The sequence below is a fragment of the Caulobacter sp. AP07 genome (assembly GCF_000281955.1).
Classification (GTDB): domain Bacteria; phylum Pseudomonadota; class Alphaproteobacteria; order Caulobacterales; family Caulobacteraceae; genus Caulobacter.
On the sequence record NZ_AKKF01000004.1, the window covers coordinates 1 to 14998 of the forward strand.

The 14998-nt window shown below is 70.3% G+C and carries 16 protein-coding genes; 13 read left to right on the top strand and 3 right to left on the bottom strand.

From position 1 onward, the window contains the following. The 9 genes from PMI01_RS00140 to folP form a co-directional block, all read left to right on the top strand. Positions 1-491, top strand: a 491-nt coding sequence (locus tag PMI01_RS00140; protein ID WP_007661445.1) for an ExbD/TolR family protein, incomplete at its 5' end; no start/stop codon positions are given. Between the two features lie 12 nt (positions 492-503). Next, a complete protein-coding gene (locus PMI01_RS00145; RefSeq protein WP_007661447.1) occupies positions 504-1325 on the top strand; it encodes a hypothetical protein in 822 nt (273 codons plus the stop codon). 10 nt (positions 1326-1335) lie between these two features. Next, a complete protein-coding gene (gene tolB / locus PMI01_RS00150) occupies positions 1336-2643 on the top strand; it encodes a Tol-Pal system beta propeller repeat protein TolB (RefSeq protein ID WP_007661449.1) in 1308 nt (435 codons plus the stop codon). Positions 2644-2831: 188 nt separating this feature from the next. Then, positions 2832-3401 carry a peptidoglycan-associated lipoprotein Pal gene (gene pal / locus PMI01_RS00155; protein ID WP_035033770.1) on the top strand — a complete coding sequence of 190 codons (570 nt, stop codon included), beginning with the start codon at positions 2832-2834 and terminating at the stop codon, positions 3399-3401. Between the two features lie 166 nt (positions 3402-3567). Further along, positions 3568-4407 (top strand): tol-pal system protein YbgF, encoded by an 840-nt coding sequence (gene ybgF / locus PMI01_RS00160; RefSeq protein ID WP_035033759.1) that lies wholly within the window; start codon positions 3568-3570, stop codon positions 4405-4407. A 116-nt stretch (positions 4408-4523) separates the two neighbouring features. Next, the gene (gene tilS / locus PMI01_RS00165) at positions 4524-5822 is read left to right on the top strand and encodes a tRNA lysidine(34) synthetase TilS (RefSeq protein ID WP_007661453.1); all 1299 of its coding nucleotides are present in this window, start codon (positions 4524-4526) and stop codon (positions 5820-5822) included. Positions 5823-5898: 76 nt separating this feature from the next. After that, on the top strand, positions 5899-7773 hold the full coding sequence (ftsH, locus tag PMI01_RS00170; RefSeq protein WP_007661454.1) for an ATP-dependent zinc metalloprotease FtsH: 1875 nt from the start codon (positions 5899-5901) through the stop codon (positions 7771-7773). A gap of 136 nt (positions 7774-7909) precedes the next feature. Next, positions 7910-8386, top strand: coding sequence for a YbjN domain-containing protein (locus tag PMI01_RS00175; protein WP_007661455.1), 477 nt, complete (start codon positions 7910-7912; stop codon positions 8384-8386). A gap of 212 nt (positions 8387-8598) precedes the next feature. Continuing rightward, positions 8599-9429: a dihydropteroate synthase gene (gene folP / locus PMI01_RS00180; RefSeq protein ID WP_035033761.1), complete on the top strand. Its 831-nt coding sequence runs from the start codon at positions 8599-8601 to the stop codon at positions 9427-9429. Positions 9430-9474: 45 nt separating this feature from the next. Here folP and PMI01_RS00185 read toward each other — a convergent pair whose 3' ends face one another. The 3 genes from PMI01_RS00185 to PMI01_RS00195 form a co-directional block, all read right to left on the bottom strand. Further along, entirely contained in the window at positions 9475-10824 is a 1350-nt protein-coding gene (locus PMI01_RS00185) for an alpha/beta hydrolase family protein (RefSeq protein WP_007661462.1), read from the bottom strand. A 145-nt stretch (positions 10825-10969) separates the two neighbouring features. Further along, entirely contained in the window at positions 10970-11884 is a 915-nt protein-coding gene (locus tag PMI01_RS00190; RefSeq protein WP_007661464.1) for an acyl-CoA desaturase, read from the bottom strand. Then, positions 11881-12471 carry a demethoxyubiquinone hydroxylase family protein gene (locus PMI01_RS00195; RefSeq protein ID WP_007661474.1) on the bottom strand — a complete coding sequence of 197 codons (591 nt, stop codon included), beginning with the start codon at positions 12469-12471 and terminating at the stop codon, positions 11881-11883. The genes PMI01_RS00190 and PMI01_RS00195 overlap by 4 nt, the downstream gene beginning before the upstream one ends. 124 nt (positions 12472-12595) lie before the next feature. On the opposite strand from PMI01_RS00195, the gene PMI01_RS00200 reads away from it, so the two are divergent. Genes PMI01_RS00200 through PMI01_RS00215 form a run of 4 tightly spaced genes read left to right on the top strand, consistent with a single transcriptional unit; the run spans position 12596 to position 14967 of the window. Continuing rightward, positions 12596-12907, top strand: a complete 312-nt coding sequence (locus PMI01_RS00200; protein ID WP_007661477.1) for a metalloregulator ArsR/SmtB family transcription factor — start codon at positions 12596-12598, stop codon at positions 12905-12907. A 12-nt stretch (positions 12908-12919) separates the two neighbouring features. Beyond that, positions 12920-13525: a GNAT family N-acetyltransferase gene (locus tag PMI01_RS25890; protein WP_007661478.1), complete on the top strand. Its 606-nt coding sequence runs from the start codon at positions 12920-12922 to the stop codon at positions 13523-13525. Positions 13526-13567: 42 nt separating this feature from the next. Further along, positions 13568-14389, top strand: a complete 822-nt coding sequence (gene thiD / locus PMI01_RS00210) for a bifunctional hydroxymethylpyrimidine kinase/phosphomethylpyrimidine kinase (protein WP_035033762.1) — start codon at positions 13568-13570, stop codon at positions 14387-14389. Continuing rightward, positions 14386-14967: a nucleotidyltransferase family protein gene (locus PMI01_RS00215; protein WP_007661481.1), complete on the top strand. Its 582-nt coding sequence runs from the start codon at positions 14386-14388 to the stop codon at positions 14965-14967. Before thiD ends, PMI01_RS00215 begins: the two co-directional genes overlap by 4 nt. The last annotated feature ends 31 nt before the right edge of the window (positions 14968-14998 follow it).

Here is a 14998-nt window from a genome sequence, read left to right on the forward strand (position 1 = left end):
CCGGCGGCCGCCGCGGTCGCCGCCGGCGCGGCCGCCGGGGCAGGGGCGCCCTGTCCGAGATCAACGTCACCCCGCTGGTCGACGTGATGCTGGTGCTGCTGATCATCTTCATGATCAGCGCCCCGCTGCTGACCGCCGGCGTGCCGCTGGAGCTGCCCAAGACCGAGGCCGCCGCCCTGCAGAACCAGCAGGAGCCGGTGACCGTGTCGATCAAGGCCGACGGCGCGGTGTTCGTCGGCGAGAATTCCGTGCCGTTCGCCGACCTGGCCCCGCGCCTGACGGCGATCACCGGCGACGGCTACGACAAGCCGATCTTCGTGCGGGCGGATGGGAAAGCAAACTACGCCACGGTCGCCCAGGTGATGGCGGCGCTGTCCAACGCCGGCTTCAGCAAGATCAACCTGCTGACCGACACCGGCGGCCCGTCGTCCGGCGGGGCGGCCAAGGCTGACGGCGGCTCGGACGCGGGCGCCCTGCGTCCGGCGCAATGAGGTGATCGCGCGATGAGTCGCCGCGAGACCCGCAACAACATGTCCCCGGCCCTGATCGGCTCGGTGAGCCTGCACGCCCTGGTGGTCGCCGCGATCCTGATCGGGCCGTGGAAGCCGTCCAAGCCGGTGATCATCGGCGAGAGCGTGCCGGTGACCATCGTCACCGAGGGCCCCACCAACGTGCGCCCGGCCCTCGAAGCGCCCGAGGACCAGACGGCCCAGACCGAGGCGCCGACGCCCGAGGCCGACCCGCAGCCGCCGGCTCCGGTCCCCGCGCCCACGCCGACCCCCGCCCCGGCCCCGCCGAAGACCGCCCCGACCCCGACGCCGACGCCCAAGCCGCCAACCCCGAAACCGCCGACTCCCAAGCCGGCCAAGCCCGAGCCCGACTTCTTCGCCTCGCTGGAAAGGACCCTGGCCAAGACGCCCAAGGCGACCGGCAAGCCCGTGGCCAACGCCGCCAAGGGGCCGACCCGTCCGGAGACCGCCACCCAGGCCCGCCCGGGCGCCGGGGCGATGACCGGCCTGCAGGCGGCGGCGATCGCCGGCATGAAGGACGAGATCCAGCGGCGCTGGAACCCCAATTGCGAGGTCGAGGGCGGCGGCGCGGTGCAGGTCAAGGTCGGCTTCAAGCTGGCCACCGGCGGTCGCATCGTCGGCCAGGTGACGGCCGGCGACGCCGAGAAGTCGTCCGACCCGGTGGTCCGGGCGGCCGCCGAGCGGGCCATCCGCGCGGTCTACCAATCGGCGCCCTTCGAAGGGTTGCCGCCGGACTATTATGGCCAGCAACTCAATTTGAACTTCAAGGCGCGCGACGCTTGCGCGGCGCGATAGGGAGAACCCGATGAACCTGAAGCCCCTTCTTGCGGCGATGTCCGCCGTGCTGGCCATGAGCTGCGCCGCCATTGTCCCGACCGTGGCCCGCGCGCAGATCGAGGTCGACATCGACAAGGGCGCGGTCAAGCCGCTGCCGGTCGCCATCCCGGCCTTCTCGGGCGGCGGGCGCGGGGCCGACATCTCGCAGGTCATCAGCGGCAACCTCGAGCGCTCGGGCCTGTTCCAGCCGCTCAACGTCCAGGGCGTCGCCGACCAGCTGACCGACGTCAACGTCCAGCCGCGCTTCCCCGACTGGCAGGCGACCGGGGCCCAGGCCCTGATCAACGGCCAGGTGACGGTGGGCGCCGACGGCGTGCTGCGGGTCGACTTCCGCCTGTGGGACACCTTCAGCCAGCAACAGCTGCTGGGCCTGCAGTTCACCTCGACCGCCGAGAACTGGCGGCGGGTGGCCCACAAGATCAGCGACGCGGTCTATGAGCGCCTGACCGGCGAGAAGGGCTATTTCGACACCCGCGTGGCCTTCGTCGCCGAGAGCGGCTCGAAGATGGCCCGGGTCAAGAAGCTGGCGATCATGGACCAGGACGGGGCCAATCCCAGCTACATCACCGACGGCTCCTACATCGTCATGACGCCCCGGTTCTCGGCCACCAGCCAGGAAATCACCTACATGGCGCTGCGGCCGACGGGCTCCAGCATCTATCTGCTGAACCTGCAGACCGGCCGCACCGAGACCGTGGGCAAGTTCCCCGGCATGGTCTTCGCCCCGCGCTTCTCGCCGGACGGCACGAAGGTGGCGTTCTCGGTCGAGAAGGGCGGCAACAGCGACATCTACGTGCTCGACCTGCGCAGCCGCGCCTCGACCCGCATCACCACCGACCCGGCCATCGACACTTCGCCGTCGTTCTCGCCGGACGGGTCGAAGATCGTCTTCAACTCCGACCGCGGCGGCCAGGCCCAGCTCTATGTGATGAACAGCGACGGCAGCGGCGTGCGGCGCATCTCCTACGGTGGCGGTCGCTACACCACGCCGGTGTGGAGCCCGCGCGGCGACTTCGTGGCCTTCACCAAGCAGACCGGCGGCCAGTTCCACATCGGCGTGATGCGCCCCGACGGCGGCGACGAGCGCCTGCTGACCACCAGCTATCTGGACGAGGGCCCGACCTGGGCTCCCAACGGCCGGGTGCTGATGTTCTCGCGCGAAAGCTCCAGCGGCAATTCGCGACTGTGGACGGTGGACGTCACCGGCCGGATCCTGCGCGCCGCCGCCTATCAGGGCGCGGCTTCCGACCCGGCCTGGTCGCCGCTGCTGGACTGATCGACACGACTTCGCGGCAACCTTCGCCATAACCACGCGTTGCCGCCTTGTTGTTCATCCGACGTTCACGCGCCGGGTGAAACGAGGTGGTGGTGCGACAATCTGACGCCATTGTGAGGTCCAGGGTACGTTTTCGCGCAGCGTCACAAAGGCTTGGCGCGTAAGACGTATGAACCTTGGCCGTGGACTTGAGGAGAAACAGGATGAGCTTCGAAACCAACCGCGTCGTTAGACTGGCGCTGATCGGTCTGGCGGCCGCCTCGCTCGCCGCCTGCGCCTCGCGGCCGAAGCCCGCGGGTCCGGTGGCTCCCGCCACGCCGTCGCAACCGACGGCTCCGCCCTACACCCAGCCCGCCGTGCCGCCGTCGCCGGTGGACCAGGGCCCGCTGCCGGGCACGGTGCAGGATTTCGTCATCAACATCGGTGAGCGGGTCTATTTCGACACCGACCAGTACGACATCCGCAGCGACGCCCAGCCGACCCTGACCGCCCAGGCCCAGTGGCTGAACCGCTATCCGGCCGTGCGCGTGCGCATCGAAGGCAACGCCGACGAACGCGGCACCCGCGAATACAACCTGGCGCTCGGCGCCCGCCGCGCCAACGCCGTCCGCGAATTCCTGGTCGGCCAAGGCGTCTCGGGCTCGCGCATCGAGACCCTGTCCTACGGCAAGGAACGCCCGATCGACCCCGGCACCAACGAAGACGCCTGGGCCAAGAACCGCAACGCCCGCACCGCCATCACCGACGGCGCGCGATAATCCATAGGGCTCCCTTCCCCCTTGATGGGGGAAGGGCCGGGGTTGGGGGTGATACGGCGGTTCAGCTGTACGGCCGCGTCACCCCCACCCAACCCTCCCCCATCAAGGGGGAGGGCTTTTGTTTTCCCGCCGCACTTTTGTCCGCAACCGGGGCATAATCGCCGACATGAAGCTGAAAGCCGCGCTGCTCGCCTCCGTCCTGACCCTGGCTGTCGCCTTGCCGGCCCTGGCCCAGACCCCGCTGCCCGATCCGCTGGACGATCGCTCGGCCAAGCGGCTGGAGCGCATGGAAAAGGTGGTGCGCGAACTGCGGTCCATCGTCTTCCAGGGCCGCGACACCGGCAAGCCGGTGGTCGTGCAGCCGGCTGAGACCGACGCCCAGATCGCGGCGATGTCCGACAAGCTCAATGACCTGGAACAGACCCTGACCCGGCTGAACGGCCAGAACGAGACCCTGACCCACGACCTGGACCAGGCGCGCCGGGCCGGCGAGGCGCAGAAGACGCGCGCCGACGCCCTGGACCAGCGCCTGGCCGCCCTGGAAAAGAAGGTCGCCGACCAGGAGGCCGCCGCGGCCGCCGCCGTGCCGCCCCCACCCCCGCCGCCCTCGGCTTCGGCCGACCCGGCCCAGGCCTTCAAGCAGGCCCGCCAACTGCTGCTGGACGGCGACTACGGCGCGGCCGAACAGGCCTTCGCCGGCTATGTGGACGCCTATCCCGACAGCGCCAAGACCCCCGAGGCCCGCTATTGGCTGGGCGAGACCCAGTTCGTGCGCGAGGCCTATGGCGACGCGGCCGGCTCCTATCTGGGCGCGGTGCGCGGCTGGCCGCAGACCAGCTGGGCGCCCGATGCGGTGCTGAAGCTGTCGCGTTCGCTGGTGGCCCTCAGAAAGCCCGCCGACGCCTGCAAGACCCTGGACGAACTGGCCCGCCGCTACCCCAAGGCCCCGTCGGCGGTGACGGCCAAGGCCGCGACCACCCGGGCCCAGGCCAAGTGCGCGGCCTGATTTAAGGTCGTCATCCCCCGCTTTATGCGGGGGACCCATGCCGAGTTGGCCGATGCCGCTTGGGTCCCCCGAACAAGTCGGGGGATGACGGAATTGGGAACGGCGAGGGGGTCAGCGTGCAGCATTCCTTCCCGAGCTTCACCGCCGCCCTCGACCGCCGCCTGCGCGCCGACGGCGCCGCGCCCCTGGCCGTCGGCTTCTCCGGCGGCGGCGACAGCCTGGCCCTGCTGATCCTGACCGTGGACTGGGCCCGCGCCCACGGCCGTCCGGTGGTCAGCCTGACCGTCGACCACCAGCTCAACCCGGCCAGCGCCGCTTGGACGGCCCCCGCCGTGACCAAGGCCCAGGCGCTGGGCGCGACCGCCGCCGCCCTGGCCTGGTCCGGCCCCAAGCCCGCCGCCGGCCTGCCGGCCGCCGCCCGCGCCGCCCGCCACGCCCTGCTGGCCGACGCCGCCCGGGCGGCCGGGGCCGGCGTCGTGCTGCTGGGCCACACCGCCGACGACCTGGCCGAGGCCGTCGCCATGCGGGCCGAGGGCTCGACGGTCTCCGACCCGCGCGACTGGGCCCCGTCGCCGGCCTGGCCGCAGGGACGGGGGGTGTTCGTGCTGCGGCCGCTGCTGGGCGTGGGACGGCGGGCGTTGCGGGACTGGCTGACGGCGCGGGGTGAGGCGTGGCTGGACGATCCGGCCAACGAGGATGCGAAATATGCCCGGGCGCGGGCGCGGCGAGTATTGGTGGACAAGCCTCAAAGTTTGCCATCCCGGACGAGCGCGCAGCGCGAGGATCCGGGACCGACCCGGAGCGCCGCGCTTCCGGCGGTCCCGGATCTTCGCTTCGCTACGTCCGGGATGACAGCCGAGGGCGCGCGCGCCGGCTACCTCGCCCTTTCCCGCGACGCCCCCGCCGCCCAGGTCGCCGCCGCCTGCCTGTGCGCCGCCGGCACGTCCCAGCCGCCGCGCGGCGAGCGGTTGCGACGCCTCGTCGATCGGATTCGCGCCGGGGAGACCTTCACCGCCACCCTGGCCGGGGCGCGGATCGAGGCGAGCGGCGATGGCGTGCGGTTCTTCCGCGAACCCGGCGAGGCCCGACGCGGCGCCAGTCCTCCCCCCGTGGGGGAGGCCCTGGACGTGGGCCAAGCCGTGGTCTGGGATGGCCGCTATGAGATCACCGCCACCGTCCCCGGTCTGACCGTGCGCCCGTTGCAAGGCCTGGCCGCCCGCCTGCCGGCCGCCCAGCGCCAGGCGCTGAAGGCCTTGCCGCCCGCCGCCCGGGCCGCCTTGCCGGTCCTTGTCGATCCCGCCGGGACGGTCGGTTGCCCGATCCTTGCAGGGGTTTTCGCGACGCGCGTGCGGTGTCTTGTCGTGGATCGTTTCGAGGCGGCCGTCGGCCGTGTCGATCAAGAAGCCGCGACATGATATCCCGCGCGTGGCGAAACTGGCCGGGCCGTCCTATCTTGGAAGGTCAGAGATTATCGTTGGGAAGACAACGCGTATGAATTTCAAGACCCTGGGCATCTGGGCCGTGATCGTTCTGGTGCTGGTCACGGCCTACGGCGTGGTCAGCCAGGGCGGAAAGCCCGGCGCCGCCGGCGAGGTCAGCTACTCGCAGTTCCTCAAGAACATCGACAACGGCGACGTCAAGAAGGCCGACATCAGCGGCGACGTGGTCAAGGTCGAGCCGCGCTCGGGCAAGCCTTACGCGGTCAACGTCCCTGGCAACGCCGAGGACATGGTCAAGCGCCTCGAGGCGCACAATTCCGAGATCGTCTACCAGCGCGGCGGCGTCAGCCTGCTGGGCATCCTGTTCCAGATGCTGCCGATCCTGCTGCTGATCGGCGTGTGGATCTTCTTCATGCGCCAGATGCAGGGCGGCACCAAGGGCGCCATGGGCTTCGGCAAGTCCAAGGCCCGGCTGCTGACCGAGAACAAGAACCGCGTGATGTTCGACGACGTCGCCGGCGTCGACGAGGCCAAGGAAGAGCTGCAGGAAGTGGTCGAGTTCCTCAAGGACCCGGCCAAGTTCCAGCGCCTGGGCGGCAAGATCCCCAAGGGCGCCCTGCTGATCGGTCCTCCCGGCACCGGCAAGACCCTGATCGCCCGCGCCGTGGCGGGTGAGGCCGGCGTGCCGTTCTTCACCATCTCCGGTTCGGACTTCGTCGAGATGTTCGTCGGCGTCGGCGCCAGCCGCGTGCGCGACATGTTCGAGCAGGCCAAGAAGAACGCCCCCTGCATCATCTTCATCGACGAAATCGACGCCGTCGGCCGCCATCGCGGCGCCGGCCTGGGCGGCGGCAACGACGAGCGCGAGCAGACCCTCAACCAGCTGCTGGTCGAGATGGACGGCTTCGAGGCCAACGAAGGCATCATCCTGATCGCCGCCACCAACCGTCCCGACGTGCTGGACCCGGCCCTGCTGCGTCCGGGCCGCTTCGACCGCCAGGTCGTGGTGCCCAATCCCGACGTCATGGGTCGTGAGAAGATCATCCGCGTGCACATGAAGAACGTGCCGCTGGCCGCCGACGTCGACGTCAAGACCCTGGCGCGCGGCACCCCCGGCTTCTCGGGCGCCGACCTGGCCAACCTGGTCAACGAGGCGGCCCTGACCGCGGCGCGCAAGAACCGTCGCATGGTCACCATGCACGACTTCGAATACGCCAAGGACAAGGTGATGATGGGCGCCGAGCGTCGCTCGATGGCCATGAGCGAGGACGAGAAGAAGCTGACGGCCTATCACGAGGGCGGCCACGCCCTGGTGGCCCTCAACGTCCCCGTCGCCGACCCGGTGCACAAGGCCACCATCGTGCCGCGCGGCCGGGCCCTGGGCATGGTCATGCAGCTTCCCGAGGGCGACCGCTACTCGATGAGCTTCGACATGATGACCTCGCGTCTGGCGATCATGATGGCCGGCCGGGTGGCCGAGGAGCTGATCTTCGGCAAGGAGAAGATCACCTCGGGCGCGTCCAGCGACATCAGCGCCGCCACCAACCTGGCCCGCAACATGGTCACCCGCTGGGGCTTCTCCGACAAGCTGGGCACCGTGGCCTATGGCGACAACCAGGAAGAGGTGTTCCTGGGCCACTCGGTGGCCCGCACCCAGAACGTCTCGCCCGAGACCATGATCACGATCGACGCCGAGGTCCGCCGCCTGGTCAAGACCGGCGAGGACGAGGCCCGTCGCATCCTGACCGAGCAACTCGAGGGCCTGCACGCGGTGGCCAAGGCGCTGCTGGAGTTCGAGACCCTCAGCGGCGACGAGATCATCGGCGTGATGAAGGGCGTCCAGCCCGTTCGGGTCGAGGACGACCTGATCAAGCCGACCGGGCCGGTGGCCTCGGTGCCGGTCTCGCCCACGAGCGCCACGGCCTAGCTTTCAGGCCCCTAGACGACGTTGAAGCCGGGTCCCTTGGGCCCGGCTTTTTCGTTGGGGACATCCAACAACCTTGCCTTGGCGCGGATGCCGGCCGAAGTTAGACCTGTCGCCTCAACCAGAGGGAGCTACCCGCATGAAGACCATCGTCGCTGGCTTGAGCCTGGCCGCCGCCCTGATGTTCGCCGCCAGCGCTTCCGCCGCCGAGATCCACGCCGACGGCATGACCGGCGCCGAAGTCGCCAAGTGGCTGCAGGACGCCGGCTACAAGGCCGAACTGACCAAGGACGACGGCGGCGATCCGATGATCAACAGCGCCGCCAACGGCGCGTCGTTCAAGGTCTATTTCTACGATTGCGACAAGCCCCAGGTGCGCTGCAAGGCCCTGCAGTTCTCGGCCGGCTTCGACCTGAAGACGCCGCTGACGCTCGAGAAGATCAACGAGTGGAACCGCAAGAACCGCTACCTCAAGGCCTATCTCGACGACGACAAGGACCCCTACGTCCAGTACGACGTCAACGTGAACGCCGGCCGCACCGTCGCGGGCCTGGACGACGACTTCGGGGTCTGGACCGGCATGCTGGACGACTTCACGACGTTCATCGACTGGTAGGGGCGAGAAGCCTTCTCCCCTTGCGGGAGAAGGTGTCGGCGTAGCCGACGGATGAGGGGTCTCTCAAAAGTCAAAGCCGCGACAAGCCAGAAGGCCGGTCGCGGCTTTCGCGGTCTTCAACCCCTCACCCGACCCGCTGCGCGGGCCACCCTCTCCCGCAAGGGGAGAGGGATCGTTTCGCGTTTGGAGCGCGATTGCCTAGAACGCCATCCATGTCTTCGACCCACCCTCATCCCCGCATCATGGGCGTCGTCAACGTCACGCCCGACAGCTTCTCGGACGGCGGCCAGTTCCTCGACCACGGCGCGGCCCTGGCCCAGGCGCGGCGGCTGATCGCCGACGGGGCCGACATCCTCGACATCGGCGGCGAGAGCACCCGGCCGGGCGCCGCGCCCGTGTCGGAAGCCGACGAGATCGCCCGCGTCGTCCCGCTGATCGCGGCGATCCGGGCCGAGAGCGGGGTGACGATCTCGATCGACACCATGAAGCCCGCCGTGGCCCGCGCCGCCGTCGTCGCCGGGGCGAGCCTCTGGAACGACGTCGCCGCCCTGCGCTTCGCGCCAAACACTTTGGGGATGGCCGCTCCGGAGGTCGCCGCCGAGCTGGGCTGCGAGGTGGTGCTGATGCACATGCTGGGCGCGCCCGGGACCATGCAGGACGATCCGCGCTACGACGACGTGGTCGCCGAGGTCGAGGCCTTCCTGCTGGCCCGCGCCCTGACCGCCATGGCGGCCGGGGTGGCGCGCGAGAAGATCTGGCTGGATCCTGGGATCGGCTTCGGCAAGACCCCGGCCCACAACCTGGCCCTGCTGGCCGCCCTGCCGCGCTTCGTCGCCCTGGGTTATCCGGTGCTGCTGGGCGCCAGCCGCAAGCGCTTCATCGCCGCGCTGGACCCGCTGGGCGCCGAGCCCACCGCCCGCCTCGGCGGCTCCCTGGCCGCCCACCTGCACGGCGCGGCCTGCGGCGTGGCGGCGGTGCGGGTCCACGACGTGCGCGAAACGGCCCAGGCGCTGGCGGTGTGGCGCGCGATCGGGAGCGTCTGAGGTCGTTTCCGACCCCAGACGGACGTCCTCAAAGTCACACTAGGTTCAGCTGCCGGCGCCGCGCTCGACGATCGCCCGCGCATCGGGCGAGGTCGCGCGGCCGGTGAGAATCCAACTGGCCAGCAAGTCGAACAGGCCAGGCGGGTACGACGTCGTCTCACCCGTCGGTCCCTGGAACTTCTCGATCAGCCCATGATCGGCGTCCGGGAAGACGATCACGTCCAGGTCCGGCCGGCCGTGCTGGATGTCGCGCAGCACCGAGACCGTGCCCGCGCTCGGCGCCTGGCGGTCGCGGCCGCCCAGCAGCCAGAGTTGGCGTGGCTTGATCGTCTCGATGACGGGGCGCGGCTCATAGCCGAAGTCGAGCCCTTGCGACAGCGAAGGCCCGAACTCCCGCAGCTCTCCGGGCGTCCGGCGCAGCAGAACGCCGGTGTAGGAACGAGGCTGGATCGCGGCCATCCAGGGCTCTCCAGCATATTTCAGCTTCAGCGCTTCCAGGGCCTCGAAGCCCTGGGTGAAGTTTGACCTGACGACCCGCGCCGTGGCCGCGGTCATCTCGTCCGCCTTGCGCAGAACCCCGTCGTCGAACCCGGCCGCGCGCAGCTGATCCTCCACGACCGCCCGATCCTGGGCGACCGGACCCTCGGCCATGGCGAAGACCGGGATGACGAAGTCGAGCGGCGTCAATTTGGCCGTGAGGGGCGCGACCCAACCGCCCTGGCTGGCCCCGATGACCCCGACCTTCCCGACCCGCGGCGCAAGACGACGGGCCTCCTTGACGGCGGCGGCCGTATCGGCCGCGCGAACCTGGAAGTCCGCCGTCAGGGCGCCGCCCGAAGCGCCGGCGCCGCGCTTGTCGTAAACGAAGAACCCGACGCCGCGCCGCGCCAGTTCGAACTGCCAGCCCGCGTCGTCGGTGTCCGGATCGTTGTTCGAGCCGCTGATCCAGACCGCCACGGCCTTGGCCTTGCCGCCGGGCGGCAGCACCAGCTTGCCGTGCAGGTCGACGTCCCCGCTGCGGAACACCGTCTCCCGGACGACCAGCGGCGTTCGGTGGCCCAGCTGGGCGCCGGAACCGTTCTCCAGCCGCACCACGCCCGATTCGCAAGCGTCGAAACGCAGGGTGAGTTTGGGCGGCGGGGCCGACGAGACATAGGCGCCGTCAGCCTGCTCGACCAGCCTGCCAAGGCCGCCCTCCGAGCGTGCGTATCGCAGGTCGCGTGGATGTCCGTTGCTGCCGGTGATGGAGAGGAAACGCCCGTCCGGCAGGGCATAGGTTCCCAACCGGCATCGCAGGCTGGGGTCCAGCCGCGTCTTGACGACCGGATCCAAGCCGGCGGGCGGCGTCGCGGCGGCGAGCGCCACGATGGCGAGCGTGGTCGATAGGCTGAGCATGTGTCCCCTCAAGGTCGGCGGCGGCCTCCTCAAGCGGACGGCTACTACTGTCTAGAGGCGCCAGACCCCCAACTTGGATGCAGCGCTCATCGACTCCTGACGAGATTTCGACGCCGCCGCGTCGATAGCCTTGCCGCAGGTCGACCTAGGCCCGCGCCAGCCCCGACCGCTCCGGCAAGGTCTCGGGTGTCCGCACGTCCCAGGCCAGGCCCACCCGCTCCAGCAGCCGGATGAACGCGAACCCCAAGTCCGCCTGTCCCGGATAGAGCCCCAGCTTGGCCGAGCCCGGCCAGGCGTGGTGGTTGTTGTGCCAGGCCTCGCCCATGGTCGGGATCGCCGCCCACGGCACGTCGTGGGCCTGGATGCCGGAAGCGGTGACCAGCCAGCGCTGCGGGCCGGTGCGGTGGGCCAGGCGACCGACGAACCAGTGGCCCGTCACCGACACGCAGACCCGTGCGCAGACGCCCCACAGCAGCCACGACCAGCCGCCCAGCATCAGCAGCCCGACGGCGACGGGAAGCTGTTGCAGCATCCAGGTCCGCTCCAGGAAGCGGTAGAACCGGTCATCGGCGATCCGTGGCGGGATCTCCACGCGGGGCGGATGGGCCAGCACCAGCCGGCCGTGCAGGTTCCAGGCATAGTCGGTCCAGAAGCCCGCGCGGTTGGACAGGTAGGGATGGCAATCCGGTTGCCGCTGGCCCCAGTCGCGCAGGTCATGGCCCTCGATCATCGCCAGCGGCCCGCTCATCCCGACGAGCGTGCCGGCGTACATCATCAGGTGGTCCAGCCACGGCGGGCTCTGGAAGCTGCCGTGGATCAGCCGGCGGTGGAAGCCGACCGAGTGGCCGACCAGCAGGGTGGCGCCGGTCAGGACGACGAACACCAGCAGGCCGCTCCAGCTGAAGAAGAACGGCGCGGCCAGGGCCCCGGCCAGCATGACGCCCTGCCAGATCGATGTGGCCGGCGCCCAGACCACCTTGCCGGTGACGGCGTCGTCGGTCGGGGAGGGGGCGATGGAGTGAACCGCGTAGGGATCGTCGTGGGCGGGGTGATGGGTCATGCCGCCGCGCCTTCCATGCCCAGGCGCCGCGCCAGCCGCGCGATGTCGCCACGCGTCGACAGCCACATCAACGTTTCGGTGCTCATCGTGATCGCCGCGTCGAACAGCCGGCCGAACGGCGCCGCCCGATCGCCGCGCATCTTCACCGCGTGCTCCAGGTGCTCCATCTCGTCGGCGCTGACCGACTCGATCAGCGCGGTCAGCTCGGCGTCGTGGCGGCGCACGAAAGCCAGCTGGATGCTCAGGTGGCGGTGGACGCTACGCTCGACCACCTCGGTGCACAGATAGACCGCCCGCGCCCCGAACAGCGCCGTCGACAGGCCCATCAGCAGCGCGCCGGCGGTCCAGATCCACGGCAGGCGGCAGACCTTGGCGGCGCGGGCCGGCATCAGCGCCCGGAAGCGACGGGCGTGGTCGGCCTCGTGGTCGCGGGTCCATTCCAGGAACGGCGCGACCTCGGGGCAGCGCCATCGCGCCACCGCCAGCTGGGCGCGATACAGCGCCACCCCACCCCGCTCCCCGGCGTCGTTGACGCGCAGGATGCGGCGGATGACCTGGGCGGGATCGAGGTCTGGACGGGGCGTCATCGGGCGATCTCCGACCGAGGGGGGCGTCATCGCGTCGCCCGCGGTTTTCGCATTTGATAAGCTATTCCTTAAATACCTCCCTACCTATTTGCAAGTGCTTAGCGAACAGCTTAAATACCGATGCATGCAACGCGTGTTCGAAGCCCTCTCCTCGACGGTCCGCCGGAAGATCCTGGCCTATCTGGCCCATGCCGAGCTGACGGCGGGGGACATCGCCTCGCGGTTCGAGATTTCCAAGCCGGCGGTGTCGCAGCACCTGTCGATCCTCGAGGCGGCCGGCCTGGTGCGCAGCGAGAAGCGCGGCCAGTTCGTGCACTACAGCCTGGTGCGCGACAGCCTGGTCAACACGTTGAACGACTTCGTCCAGGAGGTCTGCCCGGTCTCCAAGCCGCTGAAGAGCGAGAGCGCCAAGCTGAAGGCCGGGCGGGAAGAGTAGGGAGCCAGCCGCATGCAGGTCGGATCGGCGGAGGGGCTGCGACTCGCGAGGGGCGACGACTGGCGGACCCTGGGCGAGGTCACCGCCGAGGCCTTCGCGGCCGATCCGGTGGCGACCTGGACCTTCGACGGCAAACCGTGCCTGCGGCCGGTGTTCCAGCGCCTGGCGCGGGACGTCTACCTGCCGCGCGGAATCTGCCACCTCGCCGATGGGGACCTGGGCGCGACCATGTGGCTGCCGCCGGGCGCCAGCAAGGAACTGCCGGGCGTGTCGCTGCTGGGCGCCGCCGCGCGGCTGCTGATCGACGGCGGTCCCCGGGCGATGGCCCGGGCCCTGGCGGTCGACGCCGAGATGGCGCGCCGCAAGCCCAAGGCGCCGCACGCCTACCTGTTCACCATCGGCGTCCGAGCCTCGGCGCGTGGCAAGGGGCTGGGCCGGCGGTTGCTGGCCCCGGTGCTGGCCGCCTGCGACGCGGCGGGCGTGCCGGCCTATCTGGAGAACAGCAACCCGGCCAACACGCCGCTCTATGCTGGGGCCGGGTTTCGCACCCTGGACGTCTTCTCGCCGGCCCCGGGGTGCCCGCCGCTGGCGGCGATGTGGCGGGAGGCGTCGGCCTGACCCCTCTACCCCGTCCCCCGACTCACCGCTAGAACACCTCCCGTGACCCAACCTCCTCACCTAGGCCGCGTGCTCGTCCTCGCCGGATCGGATTCCGGCGGCGGGGCGGGGATCCAGGCCGACATCAAGACCATCACCGCCCTGGGCGGCTACGCGGCCACGGCGATCACGGCCGTCACCGTGCAGAACACCCTGGGCGTCACCGGCGTCCATCCGATCCCGCGGGACATCGTCGAGGCCCAGGCCCGCGCCGTGCTGGACGACATCGGGGCCGACGCCCTGAAGACCGGCATGCTGGGCGACGCGGCCATGGTCGAGGTCGTGGCCCGGGTGCTGGACAGCGCCAAGGCAATCCCCGCCGTCGTCGATCCGGTGATGGTCGCCAAGGGCGGGGCGTCGCTGCTGGCCGAGCAGGCGATTGGCGCCCTGCGGACCCTGATGATCCCCCGCGCCGCCCTGCTGACCCCCAACGCCCCGGAGGCCGCCGTCCTGACCGGGCTGAGCGTCGAGACCACCGACGACCTGCGCCGGGCCGGCGAGGCGCTGCTGGAACTCGGCGCCCAGGCGGTGTTGATGAAGGGCGGTCACATTCTTGAGGGGAGCGGGGCTGGTGACCGGGTCATCGACCTGCTGATCACCCGTCACGGCGAGACCGCCTTCGAGGGCGAACGCATCGACACCCGCCACACCCATGGCACCGGCTGCACCCTGGCCAGCGCCTGCGCGACGGGCCTGGCCCAGGGGCTGTCGCTGACCGAGTCGGTGGCCCGGGCCTGGAACTACGTCCACGAGGCCATGCTGCGCGCGCCCGGGTTCGGGGCCGGACATGGGCCGCTGGACCATGGCTGGGTGGTGCGCAAATGAGCGATCTGCAAGCCCGCCTCGTCGGGATCATCCGCAGCGTCCCCACCACCATGCAGGTGCTGCGGACGATCCGCGACCTCGACCTGCCCGACCCGATGGTGTTCTCCGGCGCGGTCTATCAGCCGGTGTGGAATCACCTGACCGGCCGCGCGCCGGACTACGGAATCAAGGATTATGACGTCGCCTATCACGACGCTTCCGACACCTCCTACGAGGCCGAGGACGTGGTGATCCGGCGGGTGGCGGCGGCGTTCGAGGCGCCGCTGCGTGACCTGGTCGAGGTCCGCAACCAGGCCCGGGTCCACCTGTGGTTCGAGGGCAAGTTCGGGGCCGACGAGCCCTATCCGCCGCTGCTGTCCAGCGCCGACGCCTTGAAGCGCTTCGTGGCCACCGCCTTCTGCGTGGGCGTGCGGCTGGAGGCGGACGACAGCTTGAGCGTCTGGGCGCCGTTCGGCCTGGAGGACCTGTTCGCCCTGCGCCTGCGGCCCAACCCCTTGCGGGTGAAGGGCGCGGGCGGCTGGGAACGGACCACCGGCTCGGCCAAGGCGCGGTGGCCGGAGATCACGATCGAGGGGTAGGCTTGGCGGGGGACAGGCGCATGCGCCTGTC

Bases quoted from the DNA above. Each gene is read 5' to 3' on its own strand.
- PMI01_RS00175 (WP_007661455.1), top strand. From the start codon at position 7,910: ATGAAGACCATCGTCGCTGGCTTGAGCCTGGCCGCCGCCCTGATGTTC.
- ftsH (WP_007661454.1), top strand. From the start codon at position 5,899: ATGAATTTCAAGACCCTGGGCATCTGGGCCGTGATCGTTCTGGTGCTG.
- PMI01_RS00195 (WP_007661474.1), bottom strand. From the start codon at position 12,471: ATGACGCCCCGTCCAGACCTCGATCCCGCCCAGGTCATCCGCCGCATC.
- PMI01_RS00200 (WP_007661477.1), top strand. From the start codon at position 12,596: ATGCAACGCGTGTTCGAAGCCCTCTCCTCGACGGTCCGCCGGAAGATC.
- PMI01_RS00145 (WP_007661447.1), top strand. From the start codon at position 504: ATGAGTCGCCGCGAGACCCGCAACAACATGTCCCCGGCCCTGATCGGC.
- PMI01_RS25890 (WP_007661478.1), top strand. From the start codon at position 12,920: ATGCAGGTCGGATCGGCGGAGGGGCTGCGACTCGCGAGGGGCGACGAC.
- PMI01_RS00185 (WP_007661462.1), bottom strand. From the start codon at position 10,824: ATGCTCAGCCTATCGACCACGCTCGCCATCGTGGCGCTCGCCGCCGCG.
- folP (WP_035033761.1), top strand. From the start codon at position 8,599: ATGTCTTCGACCCACCCTCATCCCCGCATCATGGGCGTCGTCAACGTC.
- PMI01_RS00215 (WP_007661481.1), top strand. From the start codon at position 14,386: ATGAGCGATCTGCAAGCCCGCCTCGTCGGGATCATCCGCAGCGTCCCC.
- tolB (WP_007661449.1), top strand. From the start codon at position 1,336: ATGAACCTGAAGCCCCTTCTTGCGGCGATGTCCGCCGTGCTGGCCATG.
- ybgF (WP_035033759.1), top strand. From the start codon at position 3,568: ATGAAGCTGAAAGCCGCGCTGCTCGCCTCCGTCCTGACCCTGGCTGTC.
- PMI01_RS00190 (WP_007661464.1), bottom strand. From the start codon at position 11,884: ATGACCCATCACCCCGCCCACGACGATCCCTACGCGGTTCACTCCATC.